The organism is Marinovum sp. E3 (assembly GCF_055755275.1).
The window spans coordinates 2,744,034-2,770,320 of sequence record NZ_CM146908.1; the positions used below are offsets into that span (position 1 = coordinate 2,744,034).

26 protein-coding genes are annotated in these 26,287 nt (G+C 67.3%); 17 read left to right on the plus strand and 9 right to left on the minus strand.

The annotated features are described in order from the left end of the window. Positions 1 to 218 precede the first annotated feature (218 nt). Positions 219 to 1,868, plus strand: a complete 1,650-nt coding sequence (locus AC0J5K_RS13425; protein ID WP_048532792.1) for an electron transfer flavoprotein-ubiquinone oxidoreductase — start codon at positions 219 to 221, stop codon at positions 1,866 to 1,868. Positions 1,869 to 1,902: 34 nt separating this feature from the next. Here AC0J5K_RS13425 and AC0J5K_RS13430 read toward each other — a convergent pair whose 3' ends face one another. Next, the gene (locus AC0J5K_RS13430) at positions 1,903 to 2,847 is read right to left on the minus strand and encodes an L-threonylcarbamoyladenylate synthase (RefSeq protein ID WP_074836232.1); all 945 of its coding nucleotides are present in this window, start codon (positions 2,845 to 2,847) and stop codon (positions 1,903 to 1,905) included. A 92-nt stretch (positions 2,848 to 2,939) separates the two neighbouring features. Between AC0J5K_RS13430 and AC0J5K_RS13435 the strand changes: the two genes are divergently transcribed. Together AC0J5K_RS13435 and AC0J5K_RS13440 are read left to right on the plus strand one after the other, a co-directional pair. Further along, positions 2,940 to 4,658 (plus strand): acyl-CoA dehydrogenase, encoded by a 1,719-nt coding sequence (locus AC0J5K_RS13435; protein WP_074836230.1) that lies wholly within the window; start codon positions 2,940 to 2,942, stop codon positions 4,656 to 4,658. After that, positions 4,658 to 5,710 (plus strand): MBL fold metallo-hydrolase, encoded by a 1,053-nt coding sequence (locus AC0J5K_RS13440; protein WP_074836229.1) that lies wholly within the window; start codon positions 4,658 to 4,660, stop codon positions 5,708 to 5,710. Before AC0J5K_RS13435 ends, AC0J5K_RS13440 begins: the two co-directional genes overlap by 1 nt. A 201-nt stretch (positions 5,711 to 5,911) precedes the next feature. Here the strand turns inward: AC0J5K_RS13440 and AC0J5K_RS13445 are convergent, their stop codons facing one another. Further along, positions 5,912 to 6,496, minus strand: coding sequence for a YqgE/AlgH family protein (locus AC0J5K_RS13445; protein ID WP_244526469.1), 585 nt, complete (start codon positions 6,494 to 6,496; stop codon positions 5,912 to 5,914). A 118-nt stretch (positions 6,497 to 6,614) separates the two neighbouring features. On the opposite strand from AC0J5K_RS13445, the gene AC0J5K_RS13450 reads away from it, so the two are divergent. After that, on the plus strand, positions 6,615 to 7,412 hold the full coding sequence (locus AC0J5K_RS13450) for a protein-disulfide reductase DsbD domain-containing protein (protein ID WP_083416010.1): 798 nt from the start codon (positions 6,615 to 6,617) through the stop codon (positions 7,410 to 7,412). Here AC0J5K_RS13450 and AC0J5K_RS13455 read toward each other — a convergent pair. After that, complete coding sequence (locus tag AC0J5K_RS13455) at positions 7,409 to 7,798, minus strand: YbgC/FadM family acyl-CoA thioesterase (RefSeq protein ID WP_074836225.1); 390 nt, start codon at positions 7,796 to 7,798, stop codon at positions 7,409 to 7,411. The genes AC0J5K_RS13450 and AC0J5K_RS13455 overlap by 4 nt on opposite strands. Before the next feature lie 163 nt (positions 7,799 to 7,961). Between AC0J5K_RS13455 and AC0J5K_RS13460 the strand changes: the two genes are divergently transcribed. After that, complete coding sequence (locus AC0J5K_RS13460; RefSeq protein WP_074836224.1) at positions 7,962 to 8,783, plus strand: glycosyltransferase; 822 nt, start codon at positions 7,962 to 7,964, stop codon at positions 8,781 to 8,783. A 113-nt stretch (positions 8,784 to 8,896) separates the two neighbouring features. Continuing rightward, positions 8,897 to 9,148, plus strand: a complete 252-nt coding sequence (locus tag AC0J5K_RS13465) for a hypothetical protein (protein ID WP_048532805.1) — start codon at positions 8,897 to 8,899, stop codon at positions 9,146 to 9,148. Positions 9,149 to 9,217: 69 nt separating this feature from the next. On the opposite strand, the gene AC0J5K_RS13470 is transcribed toward AC0J5K_RS13465, so the two are convergent. Next, a complete protein-coding gene (locus AC0J5K_RS13470; RefSeq protein ID WP_074836221.1) occupies positions 9,218 to 9,844 on the minus strand; it encodes a hypothetical protein in 627 nt (208 codons plus the stop codon). 118 nt (positions 9,845 to 9,962) lie between these two features. Between AC0J5K_RS13470 and AC0J5K_RS13475 the strand changes: the two genes are divergently transcribed. The 3 genes from AC0J5K_RS13475 (at position 9,963) to AC0J5K_RS13485 (ending at position 12,681) form a co-directional block, all read left to right on the plus strand. Further along, positions 9,963 to 11,198, plus strand: a complete 1,236-nt coding sequence (locus tag AC0J5K_RS13475) for an MFS transporter (protein ID WP_274566020.1) — start codon at positions 9,963 to 9,965, stop codon at positions 11,196 to 11,198. A 158-nt stretch (positions 11,199 to 11,356) separates the two neighbouring features. After that, entirely contained in the window at positions 11,357 to 12,229 is an 873-nt protein-coding gene (locus tag AC0J5K_RS13480) for a 50S ribosomal protein L11 methyltransferase (RefSeq protein WP_274566021.1), read from the plus strand. Positions 12,230 to 12,336: 107 nt separating this feature from the next. Further along, positions 12,337 to 12,681 (plus strand): Rossmann-fold NAD(P)-binding domain-containing protein, encoded by a 345-nt coding sequence (locus AC0J5K_RS13485; protein WP_048532809.1) that lies wholly within the window; start codon positions 12,337 to 12,339, stop codon positions 12,679 to 12,681. A gap of 225 nt (positions 12,682 to 12,906) precedes the next feature. On the opposite strand, the gene AC0J5K_RS13490 is transcribed toward AC0J5K_RS13485, so the two are convergent. Further along, entirely contained in the window at positions 12,907 to 13,122 is a 216-nt protein-coding gene (locus tag AC0J5K_RS13490) for a DUF1127 domain-containing protein (RefSeq protein ID WP_048532810.1), read from the minus strand. 321 nt (positions 13,123 to 13,443) lie between these two features. Here AC0J5K_RS13490 and ruvC point away from each other — a divergent pair, with 321 nt between their 5' ends. The 4 genes from ruvC to AC0J5K_RS13510 all read left to right on the plus strand — a co-directional run bounded on the left by ruvC (position 13,444) and on the right by AC0J5K_RS13510 (position 17,078). Then, the gene (ruvC, locus tag AC0J5K_RS13495; protein ID WP_074836216.1) at positions 13,444 to 13,938 is read left to right on the plus strand and encodes a crossover junction endodeoxyribonuclease RuvC; all 495 of its coding nucleotides are present in this window, start codon (positions 13,444 to 13,446) and stop codon (positions 13,936 to 13,938) included. Further along, positions 13,935 to 14,600 (plus strand): Holliday junction branch migration protein RuvA, encoded by a 666-nt coding sequence (gene ruvA / locus AC0J5K_RS13500; RefSeq protein ID WP_048532812.1) that lies wholly within the window; start codon positions 13,935 to 13,937, stop codon positions 14,598 to 14,600. Before ruvC ends, ruvA begins: the two co-directional genes overlap by 4 nt. Positions 14,601 to 14,625: 25 nt before the next feature. Beyond that, positions 14,626 to 15,651 (plus strand): Holliday junction branch migration DNA helicase RuvB, encoded by a 1,026-nt coding sequence (gene ruvB, locus AC0J5K_RS13505; protein ID WP_274566022.1) that lies wholly within the window; start codon positions 14,626 to 14,628, stop codon positions 15,649 to 15,651. Between the two features lie 89 nt (positions 15,652 to 15,740). Then, positions 15,741 to 17,078 (plus strand): GH1 family beta-glucosidase, encoded by a 1,338-nt coding sequence (locus AC0J5K_RS13510; protein WP_274566023.1) that lies wholly within the window; start codon positions 15,741 to 15,743, stop codon positions 17,076 to 17,078. On the opposite strand, the gene AC0J5K_RS13515 is transcribed toward AC0J5K_RS13510, so the two are convergent. Beyond that, positions 17,075 to 19,273 (minus strand): primosomal protein N', encoded by a 2,199-nt coding sequence (locus tag AC0J5K_RS13515; RefSeq protein WP_074836211.1) that lies wholly within the window; start codon positions 19,271 to 19,273, stop codon positions 17,075 to 17,077. The genes AC0J5K_RS13510 and AC0J5K_RS13515 overlap by 4 nt on opposite strands. A 288-nt stretch (positions 19,274 to 19,561) precedes the next feature. Between AC0J5K_RS13515 and AC0J5K_RS13520 the strand changes: the two genes are divergently transcribed. Continuing rightward, positions 19,562 to 20,272 carry a DUF484 family protein gene (locus tag AC0J5K_RS13520; RefSeq protein ID WP_074836210.1) on the plus strand — a complete coding sequence of 237 codons (711 nt, stop codon included), beginning with the start codon at positions 19,562 to 19,564 and terminating at the stop codon, positions 20,270 to 20,272. Then, the gene (locus AC0J5K_RS13525) at positions 20,269 to 21,222 is read left to right on the plus strand and encodes a tyrosine recombinase XerC (protein ID WP_407657382.1); all 954 of its coding nucleotides are present in this window, start codon (positions 20,269 to 20,271) and stop codon (positions 21,220 to 21,222) included. Before AC0J5K_RS13520 ends, AC0J5K_RS13525 begins: the two co-directional genes overlap by 4 nt. Before the next feature lie 60 nt (positions 21,223 to 21,282). On the opposite strand, the gene AC0J5K_RS13530 is transcribed toward AC0J5K_RS13525, so the two are convergent. From AC0J5K_RS13530 to AC0J5K_RS13540, 3 genes are all read right to left on the minus strand, one after another. Next, positions 21,283 to 22,779 (minus strand): TRAP transporter large permease, encoded by a 1,497-nt coding sequence (locus AC0J5K_RS13530; RefSeq protein WP_274566024.1) that lies wholly within the window; start codon positions 22,777 to 22,779, stop codon positions 21,283 to 21,285. Beyond that, on the minus strand, positions 22,776 to 23,351 hold the full coding sequence (locus AC0J5K_RS13535; RefSeq protein ID WP_274566025.1) for a TRAP transporter small permease: 576 nt from the start codon (positions 23,349 to 23,351) through the stop codon (positions 22,776 to 22,778). The genes AC0J5K_RS13530 and AC0J5K_RS13535 overlap by 4 nt, the downstream gene beginning before the upstream one ends. 64 nt (positions 23,352 to 23,415) lie before the next feature. Further along, complete coding sequence (locus tag AC0J5K_RS13540; RefSeq protein ID WP_274566026.1) at positions 23,416 to 24,456, minus strand: TRAP transporter substrate-binding protein; 1,041 nt, start codon at positions 24,454 to 24,456, stop codon at positions 23,416 to 23,418. 258 nt (positions 24,457 to 24,714) lie between these two features. On the opposite strand from AC0J5K_RS13540, the gene AC0J5K_RS13545 reads away from it, so the two are divergent. Next, positions 24,715 to 25,407, plus strand: a complete 693-nt coding sequence (locus AC0J5K_RS13545) for a CDP-alcohol phosphatidyltransferase family protein (protein WP_048532821.1) — start codon at positions 24,715 to 24,717, stop codon at positions 25,405 to 25,407. After that, positions 25,404 to 26,270, plus strand: coding sequence for a DMT family transporter (locus AC0J5K_RS13550; protein ID WP_274566027.1), 867 nt, complete (start codon positions 25,404 to 25,406; stop codon positions 26,268 to 26,270). The genes AC0J5K_RS13545 and AC0J5K_RS13550 overlap by 4 nt, the downstream gene beginning before the upstream one ends. Positions 26,271 to 26,287: the final 17 nt, after the last annotated feature.

Sequence of the window (26,287 nt, forward strand, 5' to 3'; positions counted from 1 at the left end):
CGAGCATCGGACCGGATGCAAGGGGGATTTCCCTGCATGGGCAAAGCGCCGCGCGATTCGGCAGCGCCGCACAGCTTGAGCGCTAACATCCCGGAATTTTCCGAATTGTCCGGCAAATGACCGGTTTTGACGCAGCGCCGGACGTTGACCAAGGGGTATTTTCCGGGCAGGACTCTGCGGATTATGATGCAGGTGCAGCACAAGCCAAGGGGACGGAGATGAGCGACGTGGCGCGCGAAGCGATGGAATATGATGTGGTGATCGTGGGCGCCGGGCCGGCCGGCCTGTCCGCGGCGATCCGGCTCAAGCAGCTCGATGCCGATCTCGAGGTGGTGGTGCTGGAAAAGGGCTCCGAGGTGGGGGCGCATATCCTGTCGGGCGCGGTGCTCGATCCTTGCGGCCTCGACGCGCTAATCCCCGACTGGAAGGACAAGGGCGCGCCGATCAATGTGCCGGTCCGGGATGACAATTTCTACATGCTGGGCGAAGCGGGCAAGGTCCGCATCCCCAACTGGCCGATGCCGAAGCTGATGAACAACCATGGCAACTACATCGTCAGCATGGGCAATGTCTGTCGCTGGATGGCGGAACAGGCCGAAGCCCTGGGCGTCGAGATCTTCCCCGGCATGGCCTGTTCCGAACTGGTCTACGGCGAGAACGGCGAAGTGAAGGGCGTGATCGCCGGCGAGTTCGGCCGCAACCCCGATGGCAGCGAGGGTCCGGGCTACGAGCCGGGCATGGAGCTGCACGGCAAATACGTCTTCCTCGGCGAAGGCGTGCGCGGGCATCTGTCGAAGGAAGTGATCGCGAAATACGACCTCTCGGCCGGGAAAGAGCCGCAGAAATTCGGCCTCGGCATGAAGGAGATCTGGGAGATCGATCCCGCCAAACACCGCGAAGGCTCGGTCACCCACACGATGGGCTGGCCGCTGGGCGGCAATGCCGGTGGCGGATCCTTCATCTATCACCTTGACAACAATCAGGTTTACGTGGGTTTCGTGGTTCACCTGAACTACAAGAACCCGCATCTCTTCCCCTATATGGAATTCCAGCGGTTCAAGCATCACCCGATGGTGGCCGAGCTGCTGAAAGGCGGCAAGCGCGTCGCCTATGGTGCGCGGGCGATCACCGAGGGCGGCTATCAGTCGATGCCCAAGATGGTGGCGCCGGGCGTGGCGCTGCTGGGCTGTTCGGTGGGCATGGTCAACGTGCCCCGCATCAAGGGCAACCACAATGCCATGCTGTCGGGCAAGGCGGCGGCCGAGGCGGCTTATGATGCGATCAAGGCCGAGCGCGCCGGCGACGAGCTGAGCGCCTATGAGACCGAAGTGCGCGAAGGCGCAATCGGCAAGGACCTGAAGAAAGTGCGCAACGTCAAGCCGATGTGGTCGAAATGGGGCCTCACTGCTTCACTGGCGCTTGGCGGGCTCGACATGTGGACCAATTCGCTGTTTGGCGGCTCGCTCTTCGGCACGTTGAAGCATGGGAAATCGGATGCCGAGGCCACCCAGACGGTCTATCACCACAAGCCGATCGACTATCCCAAGCCCGACGGCAAGCTGAGCTTTGACCGGCTCACCAATGTCGCCTTCTCCTTCACCAACCACGAAGAGAGCCAGCCCTGTCACCTGCGGCTGCTCGACCCCTCGGTGCCGATCGACGAGAACCTGCCGAAATACGCCGAACCGGCGCAGCGCTATTGCCCGGCCGGGGTCTATGAAGTGGTGGAAAAGGATGGGCGGTCGGAGTTCGTGATCAACTTCCAGAACTGCGTGCATTGCAAGACTTGCGACATCAAGGACCCGTCGCAGAACATCAAATGGGTGACACCGCAGGGCGGCGACGGGCCGAATTATCCGAATATGTGAGGTGAGCGCCGCGCCGGAACGCCCATACGGCGGCTCAGCGCGGCGCCGCCGCCCGCCGCAGCCGGTCGTTGATCGCCCGGCCCAACCCCACCTCCGGGATCGGCGCCACCGCGATCACCGACGCCTGACCGTCCAGCGCATGCAGCGCCCCGAAGAGCCGCGCCGCCGCCTCGTGCAGATCGCCACTCTCGGACAGGGACATCGCGCCCGACACCGGCCCGAAGCCCAGCAGCACCTCGCCCGCGCGCGCCTCGGTGGCATCCATCCGCAGGCCCGCCTCGGGCGCGTAATGCGACAGCAGCTGACCGGGCGCAGAAGGCGCCTCGGCCGAGCCGCCGGTCTCGAGCGGCGCGCCCAGCATCGCCTCGAGCGCCTCGGCCGGCAGCCCGCCGGGGCGCAGCAGCACCGGCGCCGGCGCCAGCCAGAGGATCGTCGATTCCACACCGACCTCGCTGGCGCCGCCCATCAGCACCGCCTCGATCTCGCCATCGAGCCCCGCCAGCACATGGTCCGGCAAGGTCGGGCTGATCCGGCCCGAGGGGTTGGCCGAGGGCGCCGCCAGCGGCCCGTCAAAGGCCCGCAACAGCTCTTGTGCCAGCGGATGCGCCGGCACCCGCACCGCCAGAGTCGACAGCCCCGCCGTCACCAGCGGCGATATTCCGGCATCCTCGCGCAGCGGCAGAACAAGCGTCAGCGGCCCCGGCCAGAAGGCCTGCGCCACCCGGTCGGCCAGGTCGCTCCAATGCACGTACCGCCGCGCGGTGGCGATATCCGCCACATGGGCAATCAGCGGGTTGAAGCTGGGCCGGCCCTTGGCGGCATAGATCCCCGCCACCGCCGCACCGTCGCGGGCATCGGCACCGAGGCCGTAGACCGTCTCGGTCGGGAACGCCACGCGGCCGCCGGCGCGCAGCACCGCCACGGCGCGCGCCACTCCGCCAGAGGCGGGATCGAGCCGGTCTGTCTCAATCTGGGTCATGTCCGTGACGCCGCGTTTCAGTTGCCGCAAAGCTGCGCAGCCGTATAGCTGTAGCGCAACAGAAAGCAAAGCCTTTGCAAGGGAGTATTCCCATGGCCTATTCCGCCCCGCTCAGTGATTACGACGTCATTTTCCGCCATGTCGTGCCACTGGCCCCGGTTGCCGCAACCGAAACCTTCGCCGAAGCCTCCGAAGACATGGCCCAGGCCGTATTGGCCGAGGCCGCCCGGCTTTGCGAGGACAAGCTTTCGCAGTACCAGCGCAACGGCGATCTGCACCCGGCGGTGCTTGAAAACGGCGTGGTGCGCACCTCGCCCGGCTTTGCCGAGGGGCACAAGGCGATCGGCGAAGGTGGCTGGATCGGCATGTCGGCCAGCCCCGAACATGGCGGCATGGGCCTGCCGATGATGCTGACCACGGCGGTCAACGACATGATGTCGGGCGCCTGCCTGTCGCTGCAACTGGCGCCGTTGATGAGCCAGGGCCAGATCGAGGCGCTGGAAAACCACGCCTCGGACGCGCTGAAAGACCTCTATATCCCCAAGCTGATCTCGGGCGAATGGACCGGCACGATGAACCTGACCGAGCCGCAGGCCGGGTCGGACGTGGGCGCGCTGCGGTCGAAGGCCGAGCCCGACGGCGACGGCACCTATGCGGTCTCCGGCCAGAAGATCTTCATCTCCTGGGGCGACAATGACTTTGCCGAGAACGTCTGTCACCTGGTCCTCGCTCGCCTGCCCGATGGCAAGCCGGGCACCAAGGGCATCTCGCTTTTCCTGGTGCCCAAGTTCATCCCCGATGACAACGGCGCTCCCGGCAAACCCAACAGCCTGCGGGTGGTCTCGCTCGAGCACAAGATGGGCCTGCATGGCTCGCCCACGGCGGTGATGGAGTACGACGGCGCCACCGGCTGGCTGGTGGGCGAGGCGCATGACGGCATGCGCGCCATGTTCACCATGATGAACAACGCCCGCCTCGGCGTCGGTGTGCAGGGGCTGGGCCAGGCCGAGGCGGCGACCCAGACCGCGCTGGCCTATGCGCTCGACCGCAAGCAGGGCCGCACCCCGGTCGCGGGCGGCACCGGCACCATCGTCGATCACGCCGACGTGCGCCGGATGCTGGCCGAAATGCGCGCCGACACCTTTGTCGCCCGTGCCATTGCCGTGGCATGCGCCCAGGCGATCGACATGGGCCAGGCCACCGGCGATCCGGCCTGGACGGCGCGGGCCGCGCTGCTGACCCCGATCGCCAAGGCCTTTGGCACCCAGACCGGCATGCGCGTCGCCGAAACCGGGGTGCAGGTGCACGGCGGCATGGGCTTCATCGAAGAGACCGGCGCGGCGCAATTCTATCGCGATGTCCGCGTCACCGCGATCTACGAGGGCACCAACGGCATTCAGGCGATGGATCTGGTGGGCCGCAAGATGATGGACGGCGGCGAGGCGATGAATGCGCTGCTGGATGAGGTCGAGGCCCATGCCGAGGGGCTGCGCGCCACCCTGCCCGATCTGGCCGAGCCGGTCTGGCAGGCCTCGGAAACGCTGCGCGAAACCGTCGAGGCTCTGATCGGTACAAGCGACCTGAACGAACGCTTCGCCGGCGCGGTGCCTTTCCTGATGGGCTTTGCCCGGGTGCTGGGCGGACATTTCCACCTCAAGGCCGCCGAGGCCGACGGCGCCGACAGCGCCCGCGGCCGGCTGGCGCGGTTCTACATCGAACGGCTGCTGCCGGAACACGCCAGCCTGCTCGAACAATCGCGCGCCGGCGCGGCGGCCCTCTATGCGCTGAGCCCCGAAGACCTGGCCTCCTGATGCGGGACGGCGACACCTCCGGCATCCGCTATCCCTGGCCCGAGCCACCCGCCGAGGGCGCGGCGACGGAGGTGGCGCCGGGTGTGCTCTGGATGCGCCTGCCGCTGCCCATGGCGCTGGACCATGTCAACGTCTATGCGCTCGATGATGGCGACGGCTGGACGGTGATCGACAGCGGCGTTTCGTCGAAACGCAGCCGCGCGCTCTGGGACCGGCTGCTTGCCGGGCCGCTCGCCGGCAAGCCCGTGCGCCGCGTGGTGATGACCCACCACCACCCCGATCACACCGGCATGGTGGGCTGGCTCAAATCCACCCATGGCGCCGAGGTCTGGGCCACCCGCACCGCCTGGCTGATGACGCGGATGCTGACGCTGGACGAACAGCACGGGCCCACCGAGGAAACCCTGGCCTTCTGGCGCGCCTGCGGCATGGACCCCGAGATCCTGGCGAAACGCAGCGCCGAGCGGCCGTTCAATTTCGCCGATGTGGTGGCGCCGCTGCCGCTGGGGTTTCATCGGATCGCCCAGGGTGACGAGGTCACCATGGGCGGCCGCCGCTGGGCCGTGCATCTCGGCAATGGCCATGCCCCGGCGCATGCCACCTTCTGGAGTCGCGACGACAACCTGGTGATCGCCGGCGATCAGATCCTGCCGTCGATCTCGTCGAACATCGGCGTCTATGCCACCGAGCCCGAGGCCGATCCGGTGGCCGACTGGCTGGAGAGCTGCGAACGCTTCCTGCCGCTCGCGCGCGAGGAGCACCTGGTGCTTGGCGGGCACAAGCTGCCCTTCACCGGGCTGCCGCTGCGCCTGCACCAGTTGATCGACAACCATCATGGCGCGCTCAGGCGGCTTGCCGCCCATCTCGCAACGCCGCGCACCGCCACCGACTGCTTCGCGCCGCTGTTCAAGCGCCGGATCGGCGCCGGCGAATACGGCTTGGCGATGGTCGAGGCGATGGCGCATTGCCTGCACCTCTGGCACACCGGTCAGGCCACGCGCGAGATCCGCGACGACGGCGCCTGGGTCTGGCAACGGGTGGCTGCCGGCTGATTTTCAGCCCGGGGGGCCTTCAGCCGCGAGGTCCCGGGGCGAGCCCGGGACGCGTGCCTTTCAAGGCCATCCCTGCTCCCACCACCGCCCCGGACCCGATCCGGGGCCTCCGGGCCAAGTCCGGGGCCGCAACGCCGGGCGCGATCCCGAAGCAAACCCGGGACGCGACAAAGCGGCCTGCCCTCGCGACGCGCGCGCCGTTCAGGCGTGCCCGGCAGTCGCGGACAGCGCCAGGGCATCGATCCCCAGCACGCCCAGCGCGGCCTCCCATTTTTCCGGGTCCGGCCGGTCAAAAAGCAGCGCCGGGTCGGGTTCGCAGGTCAGCCAGCCGTTCTGCCCGAGCTCCATCTCGAGCTGCCCCGGCCCCCATCCGGCATACCCCAGCGCCACCAGACGCCGCCGCGGGCCGCGGCCGGCGCCGATCTCTTCGAGGATGTCCATCGTCGCGGTCATCGAGACCATCTCGTCCACATGCAGGGTCGCCACCGGCGATTCGTAATCCGGCGTGTGCAGCACGAAGCCCCGGCCCTGCTCCACCGGTCCGCCGAAATGCAGCCGGCTCTGGCGGAAGTCGTCGGTCACCGGCACCTCGAGCTGTTCCAGCAACTCGCCCAGCCCGAGATCGGCCACCGGCTTGTTGAAGATCAGCCCCATCGCGCCTTCCGGTGAATGGGCACAGAGATAGACGACGGAATGGGCGAAGCGCGGGTCAAGCATCCCCGGCATCGCGATCAGCACTTGTCCTGTCAGGCCGGTATCGCCGTCGTTGGTCATCGGCTCGTTCATCGCCTCTGCGCTCCCCTTGCTGCCTTGCAGTCAAGATGGGCCGTGGCGCCAGATGACGCAAGGCTCGCCACAAAGTGAGTTGGATTTCAGCCGGCTTTCCCGCATCTCATAACCTATGATGCGACACCTGCTGACTTCACTTGCGCTTGCGTTCGGACTTGCCGGGCCCGCCGCCGCCCAGACGACAGAGGTGGCGCGCGCCGCGCTGATCCCCGGCTGGCAACAGGCCGACGGCAGCCATGTGGTCGGGCTGCTGCTCGATCTCGCGCCGGGGTGGAAGACCTATTGGCGCAGCCCCGGCGACGCCGGCATCCCGCCGCGTTTCGATTGGGCCGGCAGCCGCAATATCGCCGGCCTGCGCGCGCTCTGGCCGACGCCCGAGGCGATGGACCAGAACGGCATGACCTCAATCGGCTATCCCGGCGACGTGGTGATCCCGCTGATGATCCGCCCGGAGAGCACCGGCGGCGAGATGCGCCTGACCGGCCGAATGGAGCTTGGCGTCTGCAAGGATGTCTGCGTGCCTGCGGAATTGCGGTTCTCCGCCACGCTGACCCCCGGCGACAGGCGCGATCCGCGGCTTGTCGCGGCGCTGGTCGACCGGCCGCTGACGGCGCGCGAGGCGCAGGTCGGCCAGGTTTCCTGCCGCATCTCGCCGGTCGAGGGCGGCGTCGCCCTGACCGCGCGCATCGCCATGCCCAGCGCCGGCGGCCAGGAGTTCGTGGTGGTCGAGACCGCCAACCCGTCGATCTGGGTCGCCGAGGCCGAGACCCGCCGCGCCGGCAACATCCTGACCGCATCGACCGAAATGCAGCATGTCGAGGGCGCGCCCTTTGCGCTCGACCGCTCCGGCCTGCGCTTTACCGTTCTGGGCAAACGTCACGCCGTCGACATTCGCGGCTGCGCCAGCGGCTAGGACAGCGCGCGCCGCAGCTCCGGCGGCAGCCGCAGCACCTGACCACCCGGCCCCAGAACCACCACGGTCACCAGCGCCTCGAACAGCGGCGTCTCATCCCGGCAGACCTGCTGGCGCAGTACCATGCGGGCGCCGCCGATCTTGTCCGCTGTGGTCAGGACCGTCAGGTCATCACCATAATACGCCGGGCTCAGATAGTCGCCTTCGATCCGCCTGACGACAAAGACCTGCCCGTCACGCGTCTTCATCTGCCGCTGGTCGATTCCCAGCGAGGCCACCCATTCGCTGCGCCCGCGTTCGATGAACTTGAGGAAATTGGCGTGGTAGACGATCCCCGCCATATCGGTGTCTTCGTAATAGACCCGGCAGTCGAAACGGTGGCGCATCGCAAATCCCCTGTTGCCCGCCCCCGTCAAACCATCCCGCCGCGCGCGGTGCAAGCCGGGCGGATTCAATTTGGCAACAGCCCCGACGCAAGTGCCGCTAAGCCGCTTGGTTGGCCGCCCGCCTCTCGCTAGACTTTGTCTCGAATGATCCGCGAGGCCGCCGATGCACATGATCTACGAAATGCGCTATTCCTATTTCGGGCGCTCCGGCTGGCAATCCGAGGCGTCGAACGACGCCGCCAAGCTGTTCGATGACGCGCGGCTTGACGGGCGGCATTATTTCCTCGAAAAGATCGCCCTGCGCTCGCTGGCCGATCAGAGCGATGGCGATTTCGGCCTGATCGTGCTTTCGGCCGAGGCGCTGCCAGAGCGGCACAAATCCCGGCTGCAACAGGTCTGCGGCGACATGCTGGGCGACCGCGCGCATGTGATCTTTCGCGGCCCCGACAGCGCCGGCACCTGTTTCACCCGCTACCGCAAGGCAACCTTCAACCGCGATCCCTGGAGCACGCAGATCGTGCTCGATGACGATGACGCGGTCAGCGCCGATTTCACCGAAAAGCTGCGCGCCGAGGCGATGGCCGCCAAGAAACTGCGCGCGCCGGGCGAGGAATATTGTTTTCTCTCGCATGCGCGTGGCATTTCGGCAGTGTTCCGGGACGGCCAGATATCGCTGCGCCACCGGCTCAATGCGGCCACCAATCTCGGGCTGGCGGTCACCGCCCCCACCGGATCGCGCCGTCAGCCCTTTGGCATCGCCCACAAGAAGATCCTCGAGCGTCGCCCGGTCCGGGTGATCTATTCGCGCAGCCCGAGCTATATCCGGGCGGTGCACGACAGCAACGACAGCCGGGCGCAGTATTCCGACAACATCGTACAGGCCGATGAGATGGAGAAGATGCACCGCGCCTTTCCCCTGCTGCGAGAGCTGATCGCCGACTGGCCGATTGCCGATGCAGAGACGCGGGTGGAACAAGCCGCCTGATGGCGCGGCCGCCCCCTGATCCGCGAAAAATCCGTCACGCGCGAAACTTTTGAGGTTGACCTTACGTAGCTTCCGCCGACCGAGGATTTCGGTCTGACATGGGAGATTACAGCATGAGACTTTTTCTGATTGCACTGAGCGCGGTTATTGCCGCTGGCCCCGTGGCCGCCCTGCACGAAGGCGGCAATCCGCCGGGACAGGTGGCCAAGGACAACCCTGACGACATCAGCGACCGCAATGGCAACGGCAAGGCCAACGGCGGCGATTATTCGCCCGGCTATTCGGCCAGCGTCGGCGAGGATCGCAATGGCGATGGCCGGACCAACGGCAAGGATTACGCCCCGGGTCGGCACGACAAGAAGTGAAACCTGCCCCCGACAGATGATCCGGGGTCGCGGCGTTCGGGAGGGCGCCGCGGCCCTGCCCCCACAAAGCTATTGCGCCATGCCCACCCGCGCCGCCAGCCGGAGCGCATGGCTCGGATCCTGCGCCACCGCCGGCATCACGGGATCATAGCCGGCGCGGATCACGGCGCCGATCTCGGGGCGCAAGACGGTCCTGCCCCCGGCAATGGCCAAGGGCGAGACCTCGGCAAAGGCCTGTTCCGACCAGAGCAGCATCACCTGCACCACCTGCCCCAGCGCCAGATCCGCGGCCGGCTGGGCGCCCAGCTCCTTGTCCATCCGCAGAAAGACAAAAGCCGCCTTGATCGCGCCCTGATCGTCAAAACGGAACACCCGGTACTGGTTGGCCTCTGCCGCCTTGAGCCGCGTCACAAGCGGCGCCAGATCCGGCACCAGCTTGTCGAGGTCGGGCACCTCGGTCAGCTCGTCCCAGTCACGGAAGAAGAAAAACATGCAGTTGCTGCCCAGCTCCGGGTCGGTCTCGGCCATCTGGTGGCCGGCCATGGCAACCACCGCCTCCATCGCGCCCTTGATCACAGGCAGGGTGGCCTCGGTCACGCCAAAGACGATCGGCGCGATCGGACGGCCCCAGCGGGCAAAGAGATAGCTCCCGTCGGCGCGGGTGAAAAGCGGGGCGATATCGTCGGACGTCAGCATGGCGCCGTCCTTAGCACCCTGCGACGGCGGGATAAACCGCGCTCTGTGCGGCCATGCAGAGGCGCCTGCGCGCCGGTTTCGCTCGCCTTCGCGCGCGGGCGGGCGTATGGCAAGGCTCATGATCCGTTGTGTGCCCCTTTCCACCTCCCGCGAGCTGCCGCTCTGGCAGCGGCCGGTGACGTTGCTGTTTCTTATGGCGGCGGCGATGCCAGTGGCCTTTGCCACCTGGTCGGCGCTGCTCAACAACTTCGTCATCGAAGTGGCCGGGTTTGACGGATCGGACATCGGCTGGCTGCACACGGTACGCGAAATCCCCGGCTTTCTGGCGGTGGGCGTCATCGCGCTGATCATGCTTATGCATGAGCAGGTGCTGGGGCTTGTCGCGCTGCTGCTGTTGGGGGTGGCGACGGCGGTGACCTCCTATTTCCCCTCGATGGCGGGTATCCTGACAGTGACCATGCTGTCATCGATCGGCTTTCACTACTACGAGACGGTCAACCAGTCGTTACAGTTGCAATGGCTGCCCAAAGATCAGGCGCCGCGCATTCTCGGCCTGCTGCTGGCGGCGGGCTCGGCGGCGACCCTGCTGGCCTATGGCGCCATCGTGCTGACCTGGGAGGCTCTGGGACTGTCCTATCCGCATGTCTACCTGATCGCCGGCGGCATCACTGCGGCGCTGGCCGTGCTGGCGATGCTGGCCTATCCGCGGTTCGAAGCCCCCGATCCGCAGATCAAGAAGCTGATCCTGCGGCGGCGCTACTGGCTCTATTACGTGCTGCAATTCCTGTCCGGTGCGCGGCGGCAGATCTTCGTGGTCTTTGCCGGTTTCATGATGGTCGAACGCTTCGGCTTTCAGGTGCATGAAGTCACGGCGCTGTTCCTGATCAACCTCGTGGCCAACATGGTCTTTGCTCCCGTGATGGGCCGCGCCGTCGGCCGGTTCGGCGAACGCGCGACGCTGCTCTTTGAATACGCCGGGCTGATCGCGGTGTTTCTGGCTTATGGCGGCATCTACTATTTCGGCTGGGGCGTGCTGCTGGCCGCCTCGCTTTACGTGATCGATCACATGTTCTTTGCCCTGGCGCTGGCGCTCAAGACCTATTTCCAGAAGATCGCCGATCCGCGCGACATCGCCCCCACGGCGGCGGTGGCCTTTACCATCAACCATATCGCGGCGGTGTTCCTGCCGGCAGGGCTGGGGTATCTCTGGCTGATCTCGCCCGGCGCGGTCTTTGTCGGGGCGGCGGGGATCGCCACGGCCTCCTTCTTGTTGGCGCTGCTGATCCCGCGCCACCCGGCGCCCGGCAACGAGACGGTGTTTTCCGGCTATATCGCCGCCGCCCCCGCCGAGTGATCCCGGCCCGGCCCCGCGCCGGGAGCGCTTCGCCAGCCGGGCCAAGAGGCCCCGGATCACGTCCGGGGCGCGGCGGGCCATCCGGGCCAGGCAGAGAGTGGCTGGCCATGGCCGCGACTTCGGGCTAGAGACCGGAAACGCTTGCCAGGAGGCTCCTCATGCCCACATTCACCGCCTTCACCACCCTGACCGGAAAAGATCAGGCCCATGCGCTCGGTCTGGCGATGGAACGGCTGGAGCCGGAGCCCACCGGCGTCGGCGTCTTCGAGATGGAGGATGGCTCGGGCCTCTGGGAAATCGGCGGCTATTTCACCGAATCCCCCGATGCGGCAGCGCTTGCGCTGCTCTCGGCCGCCTTCGCGGCCAAGGACTTCGTCATCTCTGAACTGCCCGAGACCGACTGGGTGGCCAAGGTCCGGCGCGAGCTTGCTCCGGTCGAGGCCGGCCGGTTCTTTGTCTATGGCAGCCATGACGCCGACAAGGTGCCCGAAAACGCCGAGCCGCTGCTGATCGAGGCCGCCATGGCCTTTGGCACCGGCCACCATGGCACCACGCTGGGCTGTCTGCGGGCGCTCGACCGGCTGGCCAATGAGGGCTTCGAAGGCCAGAGCGTGGCCGACATCGGCTGTGGCACTGCCGTTCTGGCGATGGCGGCGGCGCGGATCTGGCCGCAAGAAGTGCTGGCTTCGGATATCGACCGGGTGGCCGTCGACGTGGCCGAGGCCAATGTCCGCGCCAACGGGCTCGAGGGACGGGTGGCCTGTGTCGAGGCCACCGGCTTCGATCATCCCGACATCGCCGCGCGCGCGCCCTTTGATCTGGTCTTTGCCAATATCCTGATGGGGCCGCTGATCGCCCTGGCTCCCGATATGGCCCGGGCGCTCGATACCGGGGGATATGCGATTCTATCCGGAATCCTCACCGAACAGGCGGATGAGGTCATTGCGGTTTATTCCCGGAATGGTATCAATCTGGTGCAACGCGAAGATATTGTTGAATGGACGACCCTGACCCTCCGCAAATCTAGCTGATTTTGCGGGGTTTTTCGGTCAATTCGAGGCAGTTGCCGCAGTGCCGCCACATTTGCAGCCCATTAAGGTTCCCGTGTCTGGTGGGGGCCAGATAGTTAGAGGCTGCCATGTCGGAAACGCTTTTCCATTTCGACAAACGTGTGAATCGCATTGCCAGAAAGAACCGCAAGCTGGCGCGCGGTCACGTCAATTTCATTGACCGTACAGGGGTCATCCGTCAACGTCCGCGCCGCGGGCTCACCGGCGTGCCGCTGCGCGGCCTGCTGACCATCGGCCTGGGCTTTGTCGGCTTCAAGGGCCTGCTGATCGCCCATCAGGGCCCAGTTCAATACGAAGACAAGCTGGCGCTGCTGGCCGAGGGCACGATTTTCGAGCAGGGCGCCGCCTGGGCGATGCAGATCGAGCCCGTATCGCAGGCCGTCGCCCGCTTCATTGCACCGCTGCTTATGTGATCGCAGGGGCGCCGGCCCTGGCGTGCCGCGCCCCGCGCATCCGATTGTTTGTTAACCAGTGCTCCGGTCCGACCGCCCCCCGCGGCCCGGACCGGATTCCCGCGGCCCGCACCCACGCCTAGATTTCTGCGGGCCGCATCATCAGACTTACCCGCCCCCCATTAACGAGTAAGGCCGCGGCTTCCATCGAAGTCGCGGCCCGGGGGCGTACTCATCTGCGCGCTTTCAGTGATAATCGCCGCGTGCGACGCGGTCGATGTCAGCGCGGGTCAGACCGATGTCGTCCAGCTCGCTCTCGCTCAGCTGCGACAGCATCTTGCGGGTCTGGCGGGCGTCGTTCCACTCTTGCACGGCCGAGATCATGGCGATAATGACGCGACCGATCCGTTCGGCAACGCCGGCAATGGCGATATGGGCGTGGCTCTGTTCAGAAACTGCCATTGTTTTGCTCCTAGGCTAAAGCGCCATGGCGGCGCGTGTTTTCATTTCGCGCAATTAATGTGCAAACACGCCCCGAGCAAGCGCCACCGGCGCATTCCCCATATGCGTTTTCTGCATGGCTCTTTTGGCCCCCAAGAGTCTGAAATAAATCAATAAACTAAGGGCTTTCATGTCGTTTTCAGACCTTCGCGGGACGCGTTTTGCGACGGCCCTGGATCGCCGCCGGCCCGGTCCTGACCGGGCAATCGGCTTGACAGGTTTCGCTTGGCCTTTGTTCCCGGTTCGTGCTAGCGAAACAAAAAGGCAACAAACGGGGCAGTCATGCGGGTTCTGGGCATCGATCCGGGTTTGCGCAACCTGGGCTGGGGCGTGATCGACGTCTCGGGCAACAAGCTGACGCATGTGGCAAACGGCATCTGCCATTCCTCGGGCACGGATCTTGCACTGCGGCTGGTGTCGTTGCATGAACAGCTCTCGGCGGTGCTGGCGCGGTTCGCCCCCACCACGGCGGCGGTGGAACAGACCTTCGTCAACAAGGATGCGGTGGCGACGCTGAAGCTGGGCCAGGCCCGGGGCATCGCGCTTCTGGTGCCGGCGCAGGCCGGGCTCGCGGTTGGCGAATATGCCCCCAACGCGGTCAAGAAATGCGTGGTCGGTGTCGGCCATGCGGACAAGAAACAGGTGGCCCATATGGTCAAGATGCAATTGCCCGGCGTGGTGCTGGCCGGGGCCGATGCGGCCGACGCGCTGGCCATCGCCATCACCCATGCGCTCTATTACCGTTCGCCCAGCCTGCGCGAGGCGCGGGCGTCATGATCGGCAAGCTCTCGGGGCGGATCGACTATCGCGGCGAGGATCACGTGCTGCTCGACGTGCGCGGCGTGGGCTATGTGGTGTTCTGTTCCGAGCGCACCCTGGCCACCCTGCCCGGCCCCGGCGAAGCGGTGGCGCTTTATACCGATCTGGTGGTGCGCGAGGATCTGTTGCAGCTCTACGGCTTTCCGTCGCTGGTCGAGAAGGAATGGCACCGGCTGCTGCTGACGGTGCAGGGCGTCGGCGCCAAGGCGGCACTGGCGATCCAGGGCGCACTGGGCCCCGAGGGCGTGGGCCGGGCGATCGCGCTTGGCGATGTCACGGCGATCAAGGCGGCCAAGGGGATCGGCCCCAAAACCGCGCAGCGGGTGGTGCATGAGCTGAAGGACAAGGCGCCGGCGGTGATGGCCATGGGCGGCGCCCGGACGGCCGAACTGGGCGATGTCGAAGACGCGGTGATCGAGCCGGCCCCGGCCCGGCCCGCAGCCAAACCCGCACCCAAGACAAGCAACGCCCAGGCCGAGGCGCTGTCGGCATTGAGCAACCTGGGCTACGGTCCCGGCGAGGCGGCGGGCGCGGTGGCCCAGGCCGCCGGCGACGACCCCGCGGCCGAAACCCCGGCCCTGATCCGCGCCGCGCTCAAGCTCTTGGCGCCGAAAGGATGAGGCAAAGGCGCGAGGAGCGGCAGAGATGAGCGAACCGGACCCCACCCTGCGCCCCGAAGCGCGGCCCGAGGATGTCGACCGCGCGCTGCGCCCGCAGCAGCTCGGCGATTTCATCGGTCAGGCCGAGGCCCGCGCCAACCTGCGCGTCTTCATTCAGTCCGCCCGGCAACGCGGCGAGGCGATGGACCACACGCTGTTTCACGGCCCGCCGGGCCTGGGCAAGACGACGCTGGCGCAGATCATGGCGCGCGAGCTGGGCGTCAACTTCCGCATGACCTCGGGACCGGTGCTGGCCAAGGCCGGCGATCTGGCGGCCATCCTGACCAACCTCGAGGCCCGCGACGTCCTGTTCATCGACGAGATCCACCGGCTCAACCCGGTGGTGGAAGAAGTGCTTTATCCGGCGCTGGAGGATTTCGAACTGGACCTGGTGATCGGCGAAGGCCCGGCCGCGCGCACCGTGCGGATCGAGCTGCAACCTTTCACCCTGGTCGGCGCGACCACCCGCCTTGGCCTGCTGACGACGCCGCTGCGCGACCGCTTCGGCATTCCGACGCGGCTCAATTTCTACACCATCGACGAGCTGCACGAGATTGTCAGCCGCAATGCCGTCAAGCTCGGGGTGCCCGCCGACGACGCAGGCGCCAGAGAGATCGCCCGCCGCGCCCGTGGCACGCCGCGCATCGCCGGGCGGCTACTGCGGCGGGTGGTGGATTTCGCCGTGGTCGATGGCGACGGTCATATCACCCGCGAGCTGGCGGATGGCGCGCTGACCCGGCTGGGCGTCGACAACCTCGGCCTCGACGGCGCCGACCGGCGCTATCTCAAGCTGATCGCCGAAAACTACTCCGGCGGCCCGGTGGGGATCGAGACGATTTCCGCCGCGCTCAGCGAAAGCCGCGATGCGCTGGAAGAGGTGATCGAGCCCTACCTGCTGCAACAGGGCCTGATCCAGCGCACCCCGCGCGGCAGGATGCTGGCCCAGAAGGCCTGGACCCACCTTGGCCTGCCCGCCCCCCGCGCGCCGGGACAGAGCGACCTGTTCGGATAAACCCCGCTCCGGCGGATCGCCAAGTTGACAGCGCCGTTAGCGCTGTCATTCTGCGCCGGCACCACCCTATTTTGACAGGAGACCGACCCGTGACAGACGCGCTTCGCAACGCCCGCAGCGATTTCCCGACCGACTTCCTGTTTGGCGCCGCCACCGCCGCCTATCAGATCGAGGGCTCCGGCTTCGGCGGCGCCGGTGCCAGCCACTGGGACACCTTCGCCGCCACCCCCGGCAATGTGGTCGGCGCCGACGACGGCGCGGTGGCCTGCGACCATTACAACCGCTGGCAGGAGGATCTCGATCTGATGCAGGCGGCCGGCTTCGACGCCTACCGCTTCTCGACCTCCTGGTCACGGGTCATGCCCGAGGGCACCGGCCGCCCCAACGCCGAGGGCCTCGACTTCTACGACCGGCTGGTCGACGGCGTGCTCGCGCGCGGGATGACGCCGTTCCTGACGCTGTATCACTGGGATCTGCCGTCGGCGCTGGCGATGAACGGCGGCTGGACCAATCGCGACATTGCCGGCTGGTTCGCCGACTATTGCGCGGTGGTCTTCGACCGCATCGGCGATCGTGTCGCCGCCACCGCCACCATCAACGAGCCTTGGTGCGTCGCCTGGCTGTCGCATTTCATCGGCGCCCATGCGCCCGGCCTGCGCGACATCCGCGCCGCCGCCCATGCCATGCACCATGTATTGCTGGCCCATGGCACCGCGATGCAGGCGCTGCGCGCCAGCGGAGCGAAAGACCTCGGCATCGTGTTGAACTTCGAAACCGCCAGCCCCGCCAGCGACAGCTCCGAAGACCGGGCCGCCGCCGCCCGGGCCGATGCGATCTACAACCGCTGGTTCATCGAGGCCATCGCCGGCCAGGGCTATCCGGCCGAGGCGCTCGAAGGCCTCGGCCCGCATATGCCGGCGGGCTGGCAGGCGGATATGGACACCATCGCCACCCCGCTCGACTGGCTGGGAGTGAATTATTACACCCGCGCGCTTTATGCCGCAGACCCCACCCGGCCCTGGCCACGATACCGCACGGTCGATGGCCCGCTGCCCAAGACGGCAATGGGCTGGGAAATCCGCCCCGAGGGCCTGCGCGAATTCCTGCTGCGGCTGGCACAGGGACCGGCCCGGGGGCTGCCGATCTATGTCACCGAGAACGGCATGGCGGGCGATGATGCGGTGCAGGACGGTGCGGTACACGACCCGCTACGCCAGGGCTTCATCGACTCCCATCTCGATGCCGCGCGCGCCGCCATTGCCGAGGGTGTCGATCTGCGCGGCTTCTTCTACTGGTCGCTGCTGGACAATTACGAATGGGCCTTCGGCTATGACAAGCGCTTCGGCCTCGTGCACGTCGATTACGCCACCCAGACGCGCACGCCCAAAGCCTCGTACCACGCCCTGGCGCGCGCGCTGAGCCGCTAGAAGAAACTTTGCGGGTCGATATCCACCGCCAGCCGCAGCCCGCCACGCACCGGGAACTGGCCGATCCATTCGGCCAGCGCCCCCTGCAAGGCCACGCCCTTGTCGGCCTTGACCAGAAGCCGCACCCGGTGCCGCCCGCGAACCCGGGCGATCGGCGCCGGCGCCGGGCCAAAGACCTGCGCCCCCACCCGCCGCAGCGCCGCGTCATTGCGCGCCAGCGCCGCGCCCAGGTCGAAGGCCGGCTGCGCCTCTTCGGCTGAAATGATGATCCCCGCCAGCCGGCCATAAGGCGGCACCCCGGCGGCGCGGCGTTCCTCGGCCTCGGCCTGCCAGAAGCGCTCCTCGTCGCCGGCAATGATCGCCCGGATCACCGGATGTTCGGGCTGGTGGGTCTGGATCAGCGCAAGTCCGGGCTTCTCGGCCCGCCCGGCGCGGCCTGCGACCTGGCGCACCAGTTGAAAGGTACGCTCGGCAGCCCGCAGGTCGGAGCCATGCAGGCCAAGATCGGCGTCGATCACCCCGACCAGCGTCAGCAGCGGAAAATTGTGCCCCTTGGCCACCAGCTGGGTGCCGATGACGATATCGGCACCGCCGCCGGCGATCTCCTCGATCTGCGTCTTCAGCGCCCGGGCCGAGCCGTACATGTCCGACGACAATGTCGCCACGCGGGCCTGCGGAAACAGCGCCACCGCCTCCTCGGTCAGCCGCTCCACCCCCGGCCCCACCGCCGCCAGCCGGCCTTCCGCCTCGCAGGAGGGGCAGATTTCGGGCATCGGCCGGCTCTCGCCGCATTGATGGCAGACCAACCGCTTGAGAAACCGGTGTTCGACCATCCGCGCATCGCACTGCGGGCATTCGATCTGATGGCCGCAGGCGCGGCACAGCGTGATCGGCGCATAGCCCCGCCGGTTGATGAACAGCAGCGACTGCTCGCCGCGTTCCAGCCGGGCATTCACCGCCGCCTGGAGCGTCGGCGAGACCCAGCGATCCGATGGCAGGCTTTCGGCCCGCATGTCGATCGCCCGCATCTCCGGCAGCACCGCCGCGCCAAAACGCGACGTCAGCTCGATCCGCGTGTACTTGCCGGCCTGCGCATTGGCCCAGCTCTCCAGCGACGGCGTCGCCGAGGCCAGCACCACCTGCGCGTCTTCCAGCGAAGCGCGCAGCACCGCCATGTCACGCGCATTATAGAGCACCCCGTCGCCCTGCTTGTAGGAGGTGTCATGTTCCTCGTCGACGACGATCAGCCCGAGGTCGCGAAACGGCAGGAACAGCGCCGACCGCGCGCCCACGACCATCTGCGCCCCGCCCTCGCCGACCATCTTCCAGCAGCGCCGCCGCTCGGTCTGGGTAATGCCCGAATGCCATTCCGCCGGTTTCGCGCCGAACCGCGCCTCCACCCGGGTCAGGAATTCCTGGGTCAGCGCGATCTCGGGCAGCAGCACCAGCGCCTGCCGTCCGCGGCGCAGGCAATCGGCCACCGCCTCGAGGTAGACTTCGGTCTTGCCCGATCCGGTGACCCCGCGCAGCAGCGTCGTGGAATAACCCTGGCCGGCGGCGGTGTGCAGATGTGCCACCGCCGTCATCTGGTCGGTGGTCAGCGTCTTGCCGGGACGCGCGGGATCGAGCGGCAGATAGGGCGTGTCGCGCGGCGCCTCCTCCTCACGCACCACGCCCTGGGCGGCCAGCCCCTTGACCACCGAAGGCGAAACCCCGGCCATCTCGGCCAGCTCCTTGAGGGTAAAGGCCAACCCGCCATAGTCCTCCAGCACCCCGAGCACCGCGCGACGCGCCTTGGTGTCGCGATCCGGCAGCCCCTCGCCCCGGCGATAGATCTTGCGCGCCCCCGGCGGCGCGCCCAGCCCCGGCGCCCGGGTGGCCAGCCGCAGCATCGCCGGCAGGGGCGTCAGCGTATAGGCGCCGGCGCGGGTCAGAAAGGCACGCATCCCCTCGCGCATCGGCGCCGCGTCGAGCACCCGGATCACCGCCCGCAGCTTGGCGCGGTCGAACTCCCCCGCCCCGGCGCCCCAGACCACGCCCAGCATCCTGCGCGGGCCCAGCGGCACCTCGACAAAGGCCCCGAGATGGCAGCCGCCCGCCGGCGCCAGGTAATCCAGCACCCCGGCCAGATCGCCCATCGCCTGGGTCAGAAGCACACCGATCCGGTCGCCTTCGTCGAAATAGCTGCGGCACATGCGGCCCTGTCCCTCGCGGCTCGAAACTCTGCCGAGAGGTATGCCACCGCTGCCGGTTTGCCAAGACACCGGCAGCGGACGGCCCTGGCCGCCCCTTTCCTCTTGCTGCAAATACCGCGGGGAGCGCGAGGGGCTGGCCCCTCGCTCCCGCCCCGGCCCCGCAGTCCGGCGTTGGCAGAAAGGCACAACCTGAAGAAAAGGCGCAAAGCCGCTCAAAAACCTGCGGAAAGCCCGGGCAGGCCCTGCTAGCCTCCGGCAAGGACCACGGGATTCGCTTAAGGGACACGCATGACCTCCAGCCTCAAGATCGACGACGACCTCCGCGCCACCATCATTGCGCGCCCCACCGTGATCCTCGACGACAAGGACGTGATGCATGCGCTGATCGCTGCCAATGAAAAGGCCATGGGCAGCAATATCGTCGATCTGCGCGGCATTGCCATGGAGCGGCTGGAACGTCGCCTCGACCGGCTCGAGGACACTCACCGCAGCGTCATTGCCGCGGCCTATGAGAATCTCGCCGGCACCAACCAGGTGCACCGCGCCATCCTGCGCATGCTCGACCCGGTGGATTTCGAAGCCTTCCTACGCGGCCTGGGCGGCGAAGTGGCCGATATCCTGCGCGTCGATGCGGTGCGGCTGGTGCTGGAAAGCGCCGAGCGAGCCGAGGACGATCCGGCGTTCTCGAAACTCGGAGATGTGCTGCGGGTGGCCGAACCCGGCTATGTCTCGCAATATGTGACCGAGGGCCGCATGGGCGGGCTGCGCCCGGTCACCCTGCGCCAGCGCGCCGCCGGCGATCCGGCGCTCTACGGCGGCAAGGCCGGCGACATCCGTTCCGAGGCCTGTCTGGTGCTCGATCTCGGCCCCGGCCGGCTGCCCGGCATGTTGGCCTTCGGCGCCGAGGATCCGCATCTCTTCACGCCGCAGCAGGGCACCGATCTGCTGGCCTTCTTCGCCGGTGTCTTCGAGCGCTCGATGCGCCGCTGGCTGGCGTGAGCACGCCCGCGACCTTCATCTCGCCTGCGGCGCGCGACGCGTTGGAGGACTGGCTGACCCAGGCCCGCGCGCTGCAAGGCCGGGCCGAGAACACCACCGGGGCCTATCGCGCCGATGTGCTGAACTTCCTAACCTTCATGACCGAATACCACGGTGGCACCCAAGGGCTGGGCCCGCTCTCGCGCATCACCCTGCGCGACATGCGCGCCTGGATGGCCCATACTCGCGGACCGGAGGTGGGGCCGCGCACGCTGGCGCGCAAGCTCTCGGCGGTCAAGAGCTTCTACCGCTGGCTGGCCGAACGCGAGGGCTTCGAGCCCACCGCCGTGCTCTCGACCCGGGCGCCGAAATATACCCGCAAGCTGCCCCGCCCGCTGGCCGAAGAGGCCGCCCGCGCGATGATCGACACCATCGAGATGCAGAGCCAGACCGGCTGGATCGCCGCCCGCGACATGGCGGTGGTGACGCTGCTTTACGGCTGCGGGTTGCGGATCTCCGAGGCGCTGGGGCTGAGCCGCGGCGCCGCGCCGCTGGGCGACAGCCTGCGCGTTCTGGGCAAGGGTCAGAAAGAGCGGATCGTGCCGGTGATCCCCGCCGCCGCCCGTGCTGTCGATGCCTATCTCGCCCTCTGCCCTTTCGATCCCGAACCGGAGGCGCCGCTGTTTCTCGGCGCCCGCGGCGGGCGGCTCAACCCGCGGCTGGTGCAAAAGGCGATGCAGCAGGCGCGCATGCAGCTCGGCCTGCCCGCCAGTGCCACGCCGCATGCCATGCGCCACAGCTTCGCCACCCATCTGCTCAACGCCGGCGGCGACCTGCGGGCGATCCAGGAACTCCTCGGCCATGCCTCGCTGAGCACCACCCAAGGGTACACCGGCATCGACAGCGCCCGGCTGCTCGAGGTCTACGAGAAAGCGCATCCCAAGGCCGGGCAGGCCGGGACATTCGGGTAGACCGGGAGATGATCGCCGGTTCGCGTCGCCACCCCCGGGCAAGACCCGCGCCCCGCCGCCTCACGCCAGCAGGAACAATGTGATCCCCGGAAACAGTACCAGAAGGATCACCCGCAGGATGTCGGAGGTGACGAACCAGATCACCGCGCGATAGGTGTCGGCCATCGGTGTCGTCCGGTCCATGGTGTTGATGATAAAGAGGTTCATCCCCACCGGCGGCGTGATCAGCCCGACCTCGACGACGATCAGCACCAGGATGCCGAACCAGATCGCCACCTGTTCCGCCTCGATCCGGTTGGCGATGCCTTCGGTCACCCGGATGCCCAGCGCCTGCATCTGCTCGCCGCTCAGCTCGGCGCCCGTCGCCATGGCCTCGCGGATCGCGGCCAGCATCTCGGCCGCCATCCCCTCGGGCACCCCCGCCGCCAGCACCTCGCGCGCCGCCTCGGCCTGCATCGCGGCGAGATCGACAAAACCGAAATCCATCAGCGAGATCACCGGGAAAAAGATCGGGATGGTCAGCAGGATCATCGACAGGCTGTCCATCAGGCAGCCGAACACCAGATAGAAGACCAGCACCAGCGCCAGCACCGTCCAGGGGCTGAAGCCCTGCCCCACTACCCAGTCGGCCAGCTCCTGCGGCACCTGGGTCAGCGCCAGGAAGCCATTGTAGATCCCCGCCCCCAGAACGATGAAAAAGATCATCGCGGTCGACGAAGCGGTGACCAGGATCGCCTCCTTGAACACTGTCCAGGACATGTTGCCGCCGATCAGCGCAATGATGCCGGTGCCGGCGGCGCCGACCGCGGCGCCCTCGGTCGGGGTGAACCAGCCGACATAGATGCCGCCCACCACCAGGCCAAAGACCAGCACCACCGGCCAGACGTCGAGGAAATTCCGCAGCCGCGTGGCCCAGGGCACCGGCGCCCGCACGCCCGCCGCCTCGGGGTTCACGCGGACATAGATCGAGATCGTCAGGATATAACCCAGCGCCGCCAAGAGCCCCGGCACGAAGGCCGCAAGAAACAGCTTGGCGATGTTCTGCTCGGTCAGGATGGCATAAATCACCAGGATCACCGAGGGCGGGATCAGGATGCCCAGGGTGCCGCCCGCCGCCAGCGTCGCGGTCGAGAAGCCGCCGGAATAGCCGTAACGCTTGAGCTCCGGCAGAGCGACGCGGCTCATGGTGGCGGCCGTGGCCAGCGACGAACCGCAGATCGCGCCAAATCCGGCGCAGGCGCCGACGGCGGCCATCGCCACCCCGCCCTTGCGATGGCCGAGAAAGCTCTCGGCGGCGCGAAACAGCGCCGCCGACATGCCCGACAGCGTGGCGAACTGGCCCATCAGCAGGAACAGCGGGATGATCGACAGCGAATATGAGGAAAAGGTGGTGTAGGTCTCGCTCTTGAGCCGCGCCATGAAGACCGTGGTGCCATCGGTGGCGAGCCAGAGCCCGCCGATGCCACAGAGCAGCATGGCCAGCCCGATCGGCGCGCGCAGAAAGATCATCACCAGCAGTACGGGAAAAGACAGGAAACCCAGCGTCAGCAAGCTCAATGCACCGCTCCTTCGGCCTGCGGCAGCCGCGCCCGCCCGGTCAGGGCAAAGGCCAGCCGCGCATAGGCGCAATAGCCTGCCACCACCGCGGCCACGCCGGCCGCCACGAGGCTGGCCGCATAGGCCCACCAGACCGGGAATTGCAGCAGAAAAGTGGTCTCGCCATTGCCGTATTTGCCGATCATGCCGGCCGCCAGACGCAGGGTGATCAGCCAGATCGTCAGGCTCAGCACAACCTCCCAGAAGGCGATCAGCCAGCGGTTGGCGCGCAGCGGCAGGGCCTGGATAAAGATGTCCACCGTCGCATGGCCGCCGTGCAGCTGGCAGATCGGCAGGAAGGCAAAGATGGCAAAGGCCACCCCGGCTTCGACCAGTTCGAAATCGCCGGCCACCGGGCCGACCCCGCTATTGATCAGCGCCGCGCCCAGGGCCTCGCCCAGAACGCCGGAATGGCCCAGGGTATTGAGCCCGCGGCCCAGCACGCTGACACAGGTCAACCCGACCAGGACAGTCAGCACCAGCCCGCCGGTGATCGCCATCAGCCGGGCCAGCCGGTCCATGAATATCAGCATCTTGCCCGGCCCTCCCGGCGTCTTGGTACGGCCCCCGGCGGCGTTGCGCCGGGGGCCGTGGGCCTCACATCGAGGCGTCTTCGATCAGCTCGAGCGCACGGGCGCGCAGCGCCACGCCGTCAATGCCCTTGCCCTCCATCTCGGCGATCCAGGCATCGATCGTGCCCGCGGCCGCGGCCTGCCATTCCGCGGTCTGCGCGTCGCTCAGGGTGATGATATTGTTGCCCAGGTCGAGCGCGGTCTCGCGTTCGGGCGCGTCGTCCTCCTGCATCTGCCGGCCGAATTGCGCCGAGGTCTCGAGCCCGGAATTGGCATCGATCACCGCCTTGAGATCGTCGGGCAGCGACTCGTACTTGTCCTTGTTCATGGCAAAGACGAAAGCCGCGGTATAGAGCGCCTTGTCGCCGCCCATCTCGGTATGGTTCTGCACCAGTTCCGGCACCTTGAGCGCGCCGGTCACCTCCCAGGGGATTACCGTGCCGTCGATCACGCCTTTCGACAGCGCCTCCGGCACCGCCGGCACCGGCATGCCAACCGGCGTCGCGCCCAGCGCGGCGAACATCTGGTTGGTCACCCGGGTCGGCGCCCGCAGCTTGACGCCGTTGAGGTCGGAAACCTCTACCACCGGATCCGAGGTATGGATGATCCCCGGCCCGTGCACATGCAGGGCGATCGGTTTGATGTCCTTGAAATCGTCCTCCATCATCGTCTCTTCGGCCAGCGACCAATAGGCCCGGCTGGCGGCCTCGGCGGTGGTCATGGTGAAGGGCAGTTCAAATACTTCGGCCCGCGGGAACCGGCCCGGCGTATACCCCGGCAGGGTCCAGACGATATCGGCCACGCCATCGACAAGCTGGTCCATCAGCTCCGGCGGGGTGCCGCCCAGCGCCATTGCGTGAAACAGCTGGATGTCGATCCGGCCATCGCTCTCGGCCTCGACCTTCTCGGCCCAGGGGATGAGGATGTTCTGCGGCACATTGGCCTGCTCCGGCAGGAAGGAATGCAGCCGCAGCGTCACCTCCTGCGCGAAGGCCGCCCCGCCCCCGAAGGCGGCGGCCAGCGCCGTGCCCATTGCCAGCTTCACCAGGTTACGCGTATCGGTCATCATCATTCCTCCCATAGGCTCCCATTGGACATTTCTTTTCGGGCCTTGCCGACCCTGTAGCTTCCGCTCTGCCTCAGGCAAATAAAATTGCCGCCGGCGAGATAAGCTCAGACTATACCCATCCGTTGCAACGCGCATCATTTTCGTAGCGGCGGCCGCAGGTCCGGGCGCTGGCCTGCCGTGGGGTTCACGCGGATTTTCAACACTGTGCCAGCGGCCCCCATTGAATCCAACCGCCATATCGGGGATGACTGACCGATGACAAATCTCCGCGCTCTCTCGATCCACTGGCTGACCGCCACCGGCGCCGTCTTTGCCATGCTGGCGCTTCTCGAGGCGGCGCGCGCGGACTGGCCGATGATGTTCGTCTGGCTGGTGGTGGCCTTTGCGGTCGATGGCGTCGACGGGCCGCTGGCGCGGAAATACGACGTCAAGCACAATGCGCCGCGGTTTGACGGCGTGCTGCTCGATCTGATCATCGACTACCTGACCTATGTCTTCATTCCGGCCTTTGCGCTGTTTCAATCAGGCCTGCTACCCGGCTGGCCCGGCTGGCTCGCGATCATCGTCGTGACCTTTGCCAGCGCGCTGTATTTCGCCGATACCGGCATGAAAACAAAAGACAATTCCTTCGCCGGGTTCCCCGGCTGCTTCAACATGGTGGTGATTGTCATGTTTGCCATCGCGCCGCCGCCGCCGGTGATCCTGGCCATCGTGCTGGTCTGTGCCGTGGCGATGTTCCTGCCGCTCAAGTTCATCCACCCGGTCCGCACCGAGCGCTGGCGCCTGCTGTCGCTGCCCGTGGCGCTGGCCTGGACCTTCTTTGCCGGCTGGGCCGCCTGGGTGAACTTCGATCCCCAGAGCTGGGCGCATTGGGGGTTGGTGGTGACCTCGCTCTACCTGATCTCGGTCGGCATCGTGCAGCAGATCGTGCCGGAGGCAGCGGCATGAGCGCCGCCTCCGCCCCCCCGCCGGCCGGGAGCGCCGGCCTGCGCCTGGTCGGGCTGACGGCGCTGGTGATGGTGGCCTTTGCGGCCAATTCCGTGCTCAACCGCATGGCGCTCGAAGGCGGCGCCGGCGCCTCGAGCTTTGCCCTGATCCGGCTGATCTCCGGCGCCGCATTGCTCGGCCTGCTGGTGTCGCTGCGCGGCGAGGCGCGCGCCCAGCGCCCCACCCGCGCGGTCTGGCCCGGGGTGGCGACGCTGACGCTCTATATCCTCGGCTTCTCCTTTGCCTATCGGACATTGCCGGCCGGGATCGGCGCGCTGATCCTGTTTGGCGGGGTGCAGATCACCATGTTCGCCGGCGCGGTTCTGGCCCGCGAGCCGCTGCCGCCGCTGCGCATCCTCGGCGCGGCGATTGCCTTTGCCGGCCTGGCCTGGCTGATGGGGCCGGGCGCGGAACGGCCCGATCCGCTGGGCGCGGCGCTGATGCTGGCCGCCGCGCTGGGCTGGGGGCTGTTTTCGCTGATCGGACGCAAGCGCGGCGCGCCGTTGCAGACCATGAGCGCGTCGTTCCTCTGGTCGGTGCCGCTCGGCGCCCTGGCCTTTGCGTTCTGGCCGGATGCGACCGACCTGCGCGGCGTGATCCTCGCGGTGATCGCAGGTGCGGTGACCTCGGGCCTGGGCTATGCGCTGTGGTACACCGTGCTGCCGCAACTGCGCGCCGCCACCGCCGCCGTGGTCCAGCTGACCGTGCCGATCATCGCCATGGCCGGCGGCATGCTCTTCCTGGCCGAGCCGCTTACCCTGCGCTTCGTACTCTCGGCGCTTCTGGTGCTGGGCGGCGTGGCGCTGTCATTGCGCGCAAGGTGACCCCTTCCGCATGCCCC

What these genes read in the sequence shown, in the direction of transcription:
- AC0J5K_RS13470 (WP_074836221.1), bottom strand. Translation starts at nt 9,844, where the DNA reads ATGCTGACGTCCGACGATATCGCCCCGCTTTTCACCCGCGCCGACGGG.
- AC0J5K_RS13540 (WP_274566026.1), bottom strand. Translation starts at nt 24,456, where the DNA reads ATGACCGATACGCGTAACCTGGTGAAGCTGGCAATGGGCACGGCGCTG.
- AC0J5K_RS13480 (WP_274566021.1), top strand. Translation starts at nt 11,357, where the DNA reads ATGCCCACATTCACCGCCTTCACCACCCTGACCGGAAAAGATCAGGCC.
- AC0J5K_RS13535 (WP_274566025.1), bottom strand. Translation starts at nt 23,351, where the DNA reads ATGCTGATATTCATGGACCGGCTGGCCCGGCTGATGGCGATCACCGGC.
- AC0J5K_RS13485 (WP_048532809.1), top strand. Translation starts at nt 12,337, where the DNA reads ATGTCGGAAACGCTTTTCCATTTCGACAAACGTGTGAATCGCATTGCC.
- ruvA (WP_048532812.1), top strand. Translation starts at nt 13,935, where the DNA reads ATGATCGGCAAGCTCTCGGGGCGGATCGACTATCGCGGCGAGGATCAC.
- AC0J5K_RS13430 (WP_074836232.1), bottom strand. Translation starts at nt 2,847, where the DNA reads ATGACCCAGATTGAGACAGACCGGCTCGATCCCGCCTCTGGCGGAGTG.
- AC0J5K_RS13425 (WP_048532792.1), top strand. Translation starts at nt 219, where the DNA reads ATGAGCGACGTGGCGCGCGAAGCGATGGAATATGATGTGGTGATCGTG.
- AC0J5K_RS13435 (WP_074836230.1), top strand. Translation starts at nt 2,940, where the DNA reads ATGGCCTATTCCGCCCCGCTCAGTGATTACGACGTCATTTTCCGCCAT.
- AC0J5K_RS13465 (WP_048532805.1), top strand. Translation starts at nt 8,897, where the DNA reads ATGAGACTTTTTCTGATTGCACTGAGCGCGGTTATTGCCGCTGGCCCC.
- AC0J5K_RS13450 (WP_083416010.1), top strand. Translation starts at nt 6,615, where the DNA reads ATGCGACACCTGCTGACTTCACTTGCGCTTGCGTTCGGACTTGCCGGG.
- ruvC (WP_074836216.1), top strand. Translation starts at nt 13,444, where the DNA reads ATGCGGGTTCTGGGCATCGATCCGGGTTTGCGCAACCTGGGCTGGGGC.
- AC0J5K_RS13445 (WP_244526469.1), bottom strand. Translation starts at nt 6,496, where the DNA reads ATGAACGAGCCGATGACCAACGACGGCGATACCGGCCTGACAGGACAA.
- AC0J5K_RS13440 (WP_074836229.1), top strand. Translation starts at nt 4,658, where the DNA reads ATGCGGGACGGCGACACCTCCGGCATCCGCTATCCCTGGCCCGAGCCA.
- AC0J5K_RS13520 (WP_074836210.1), top strand. Translation starts at nt 19,562, where the DNA reads ATGACCTCCAGCCTCAAGATCGACGACGACCTCCGCGCCACCATCATT.
- AC0J5K_RS13475 (WP_274566020.1), top strand. Translation starts at nt 9,963, where the DNA reads ATGATCCGTTGTGTGCCCCTTTCCACCTCCCGCGAGCTGCCGCTCTGG.
- AC0J5K_RS13515 (WP_074836211.1), bottom strand. Translation starts at nt 19,273, where the DNA reads ATGTGCCGCAGCTATTTCGACGAAGGCGACCGGATCGGTGTGCTTCTG.
- AC0J5K_RS13550 (WP_274566027.1), top strand. Translation starts at nt 25,404, where the DNA reads ATGAGCGCCGCCTCCGCCCCCCCGCCGGCCGGGAGCGCCGGCCTGCGC.
- AC0J5K_RS13455 (WP_074836225.1), bottom strand. Translation starts at nt 7,798, where the DNA reads ATGCGCCACCGTTTCGACTGCCGGGTCTATTACGAAGACACCGATATG.
- ruvB (WP_274566022.1), top strand. Translation starts at nt 14,626, where the DNA reads ATGAGCGAACCGGACCCCACCCTGCGCCCCGAAGCGCGGCCCGAGGAT.
- AC0J5K_RS13490 (WP_048532810.1), bottom strand. Translation starts at nt 13,122, where the DNA reads ATGGCAGTTTCTGAACAGAGCCACGCCCATATCGCCATTGCCGGCGTT.
- AC0J5K_RS13545 (WP_048532821.1), top strand. Translation starts at nt 24,715, where the DNA reads ATGACAAATCTCCGCGCTCTCTCGATCCACTGGCTGACCGCCACCGGC.
- AC0J5K_RS13460 (WP_074836224.1), top strand. Translation starts at nt 7,962, where the DNA reads ATGCACATGATCTACGAAATGCGCTATTCCTATTTCGGGCGCTCCGGC.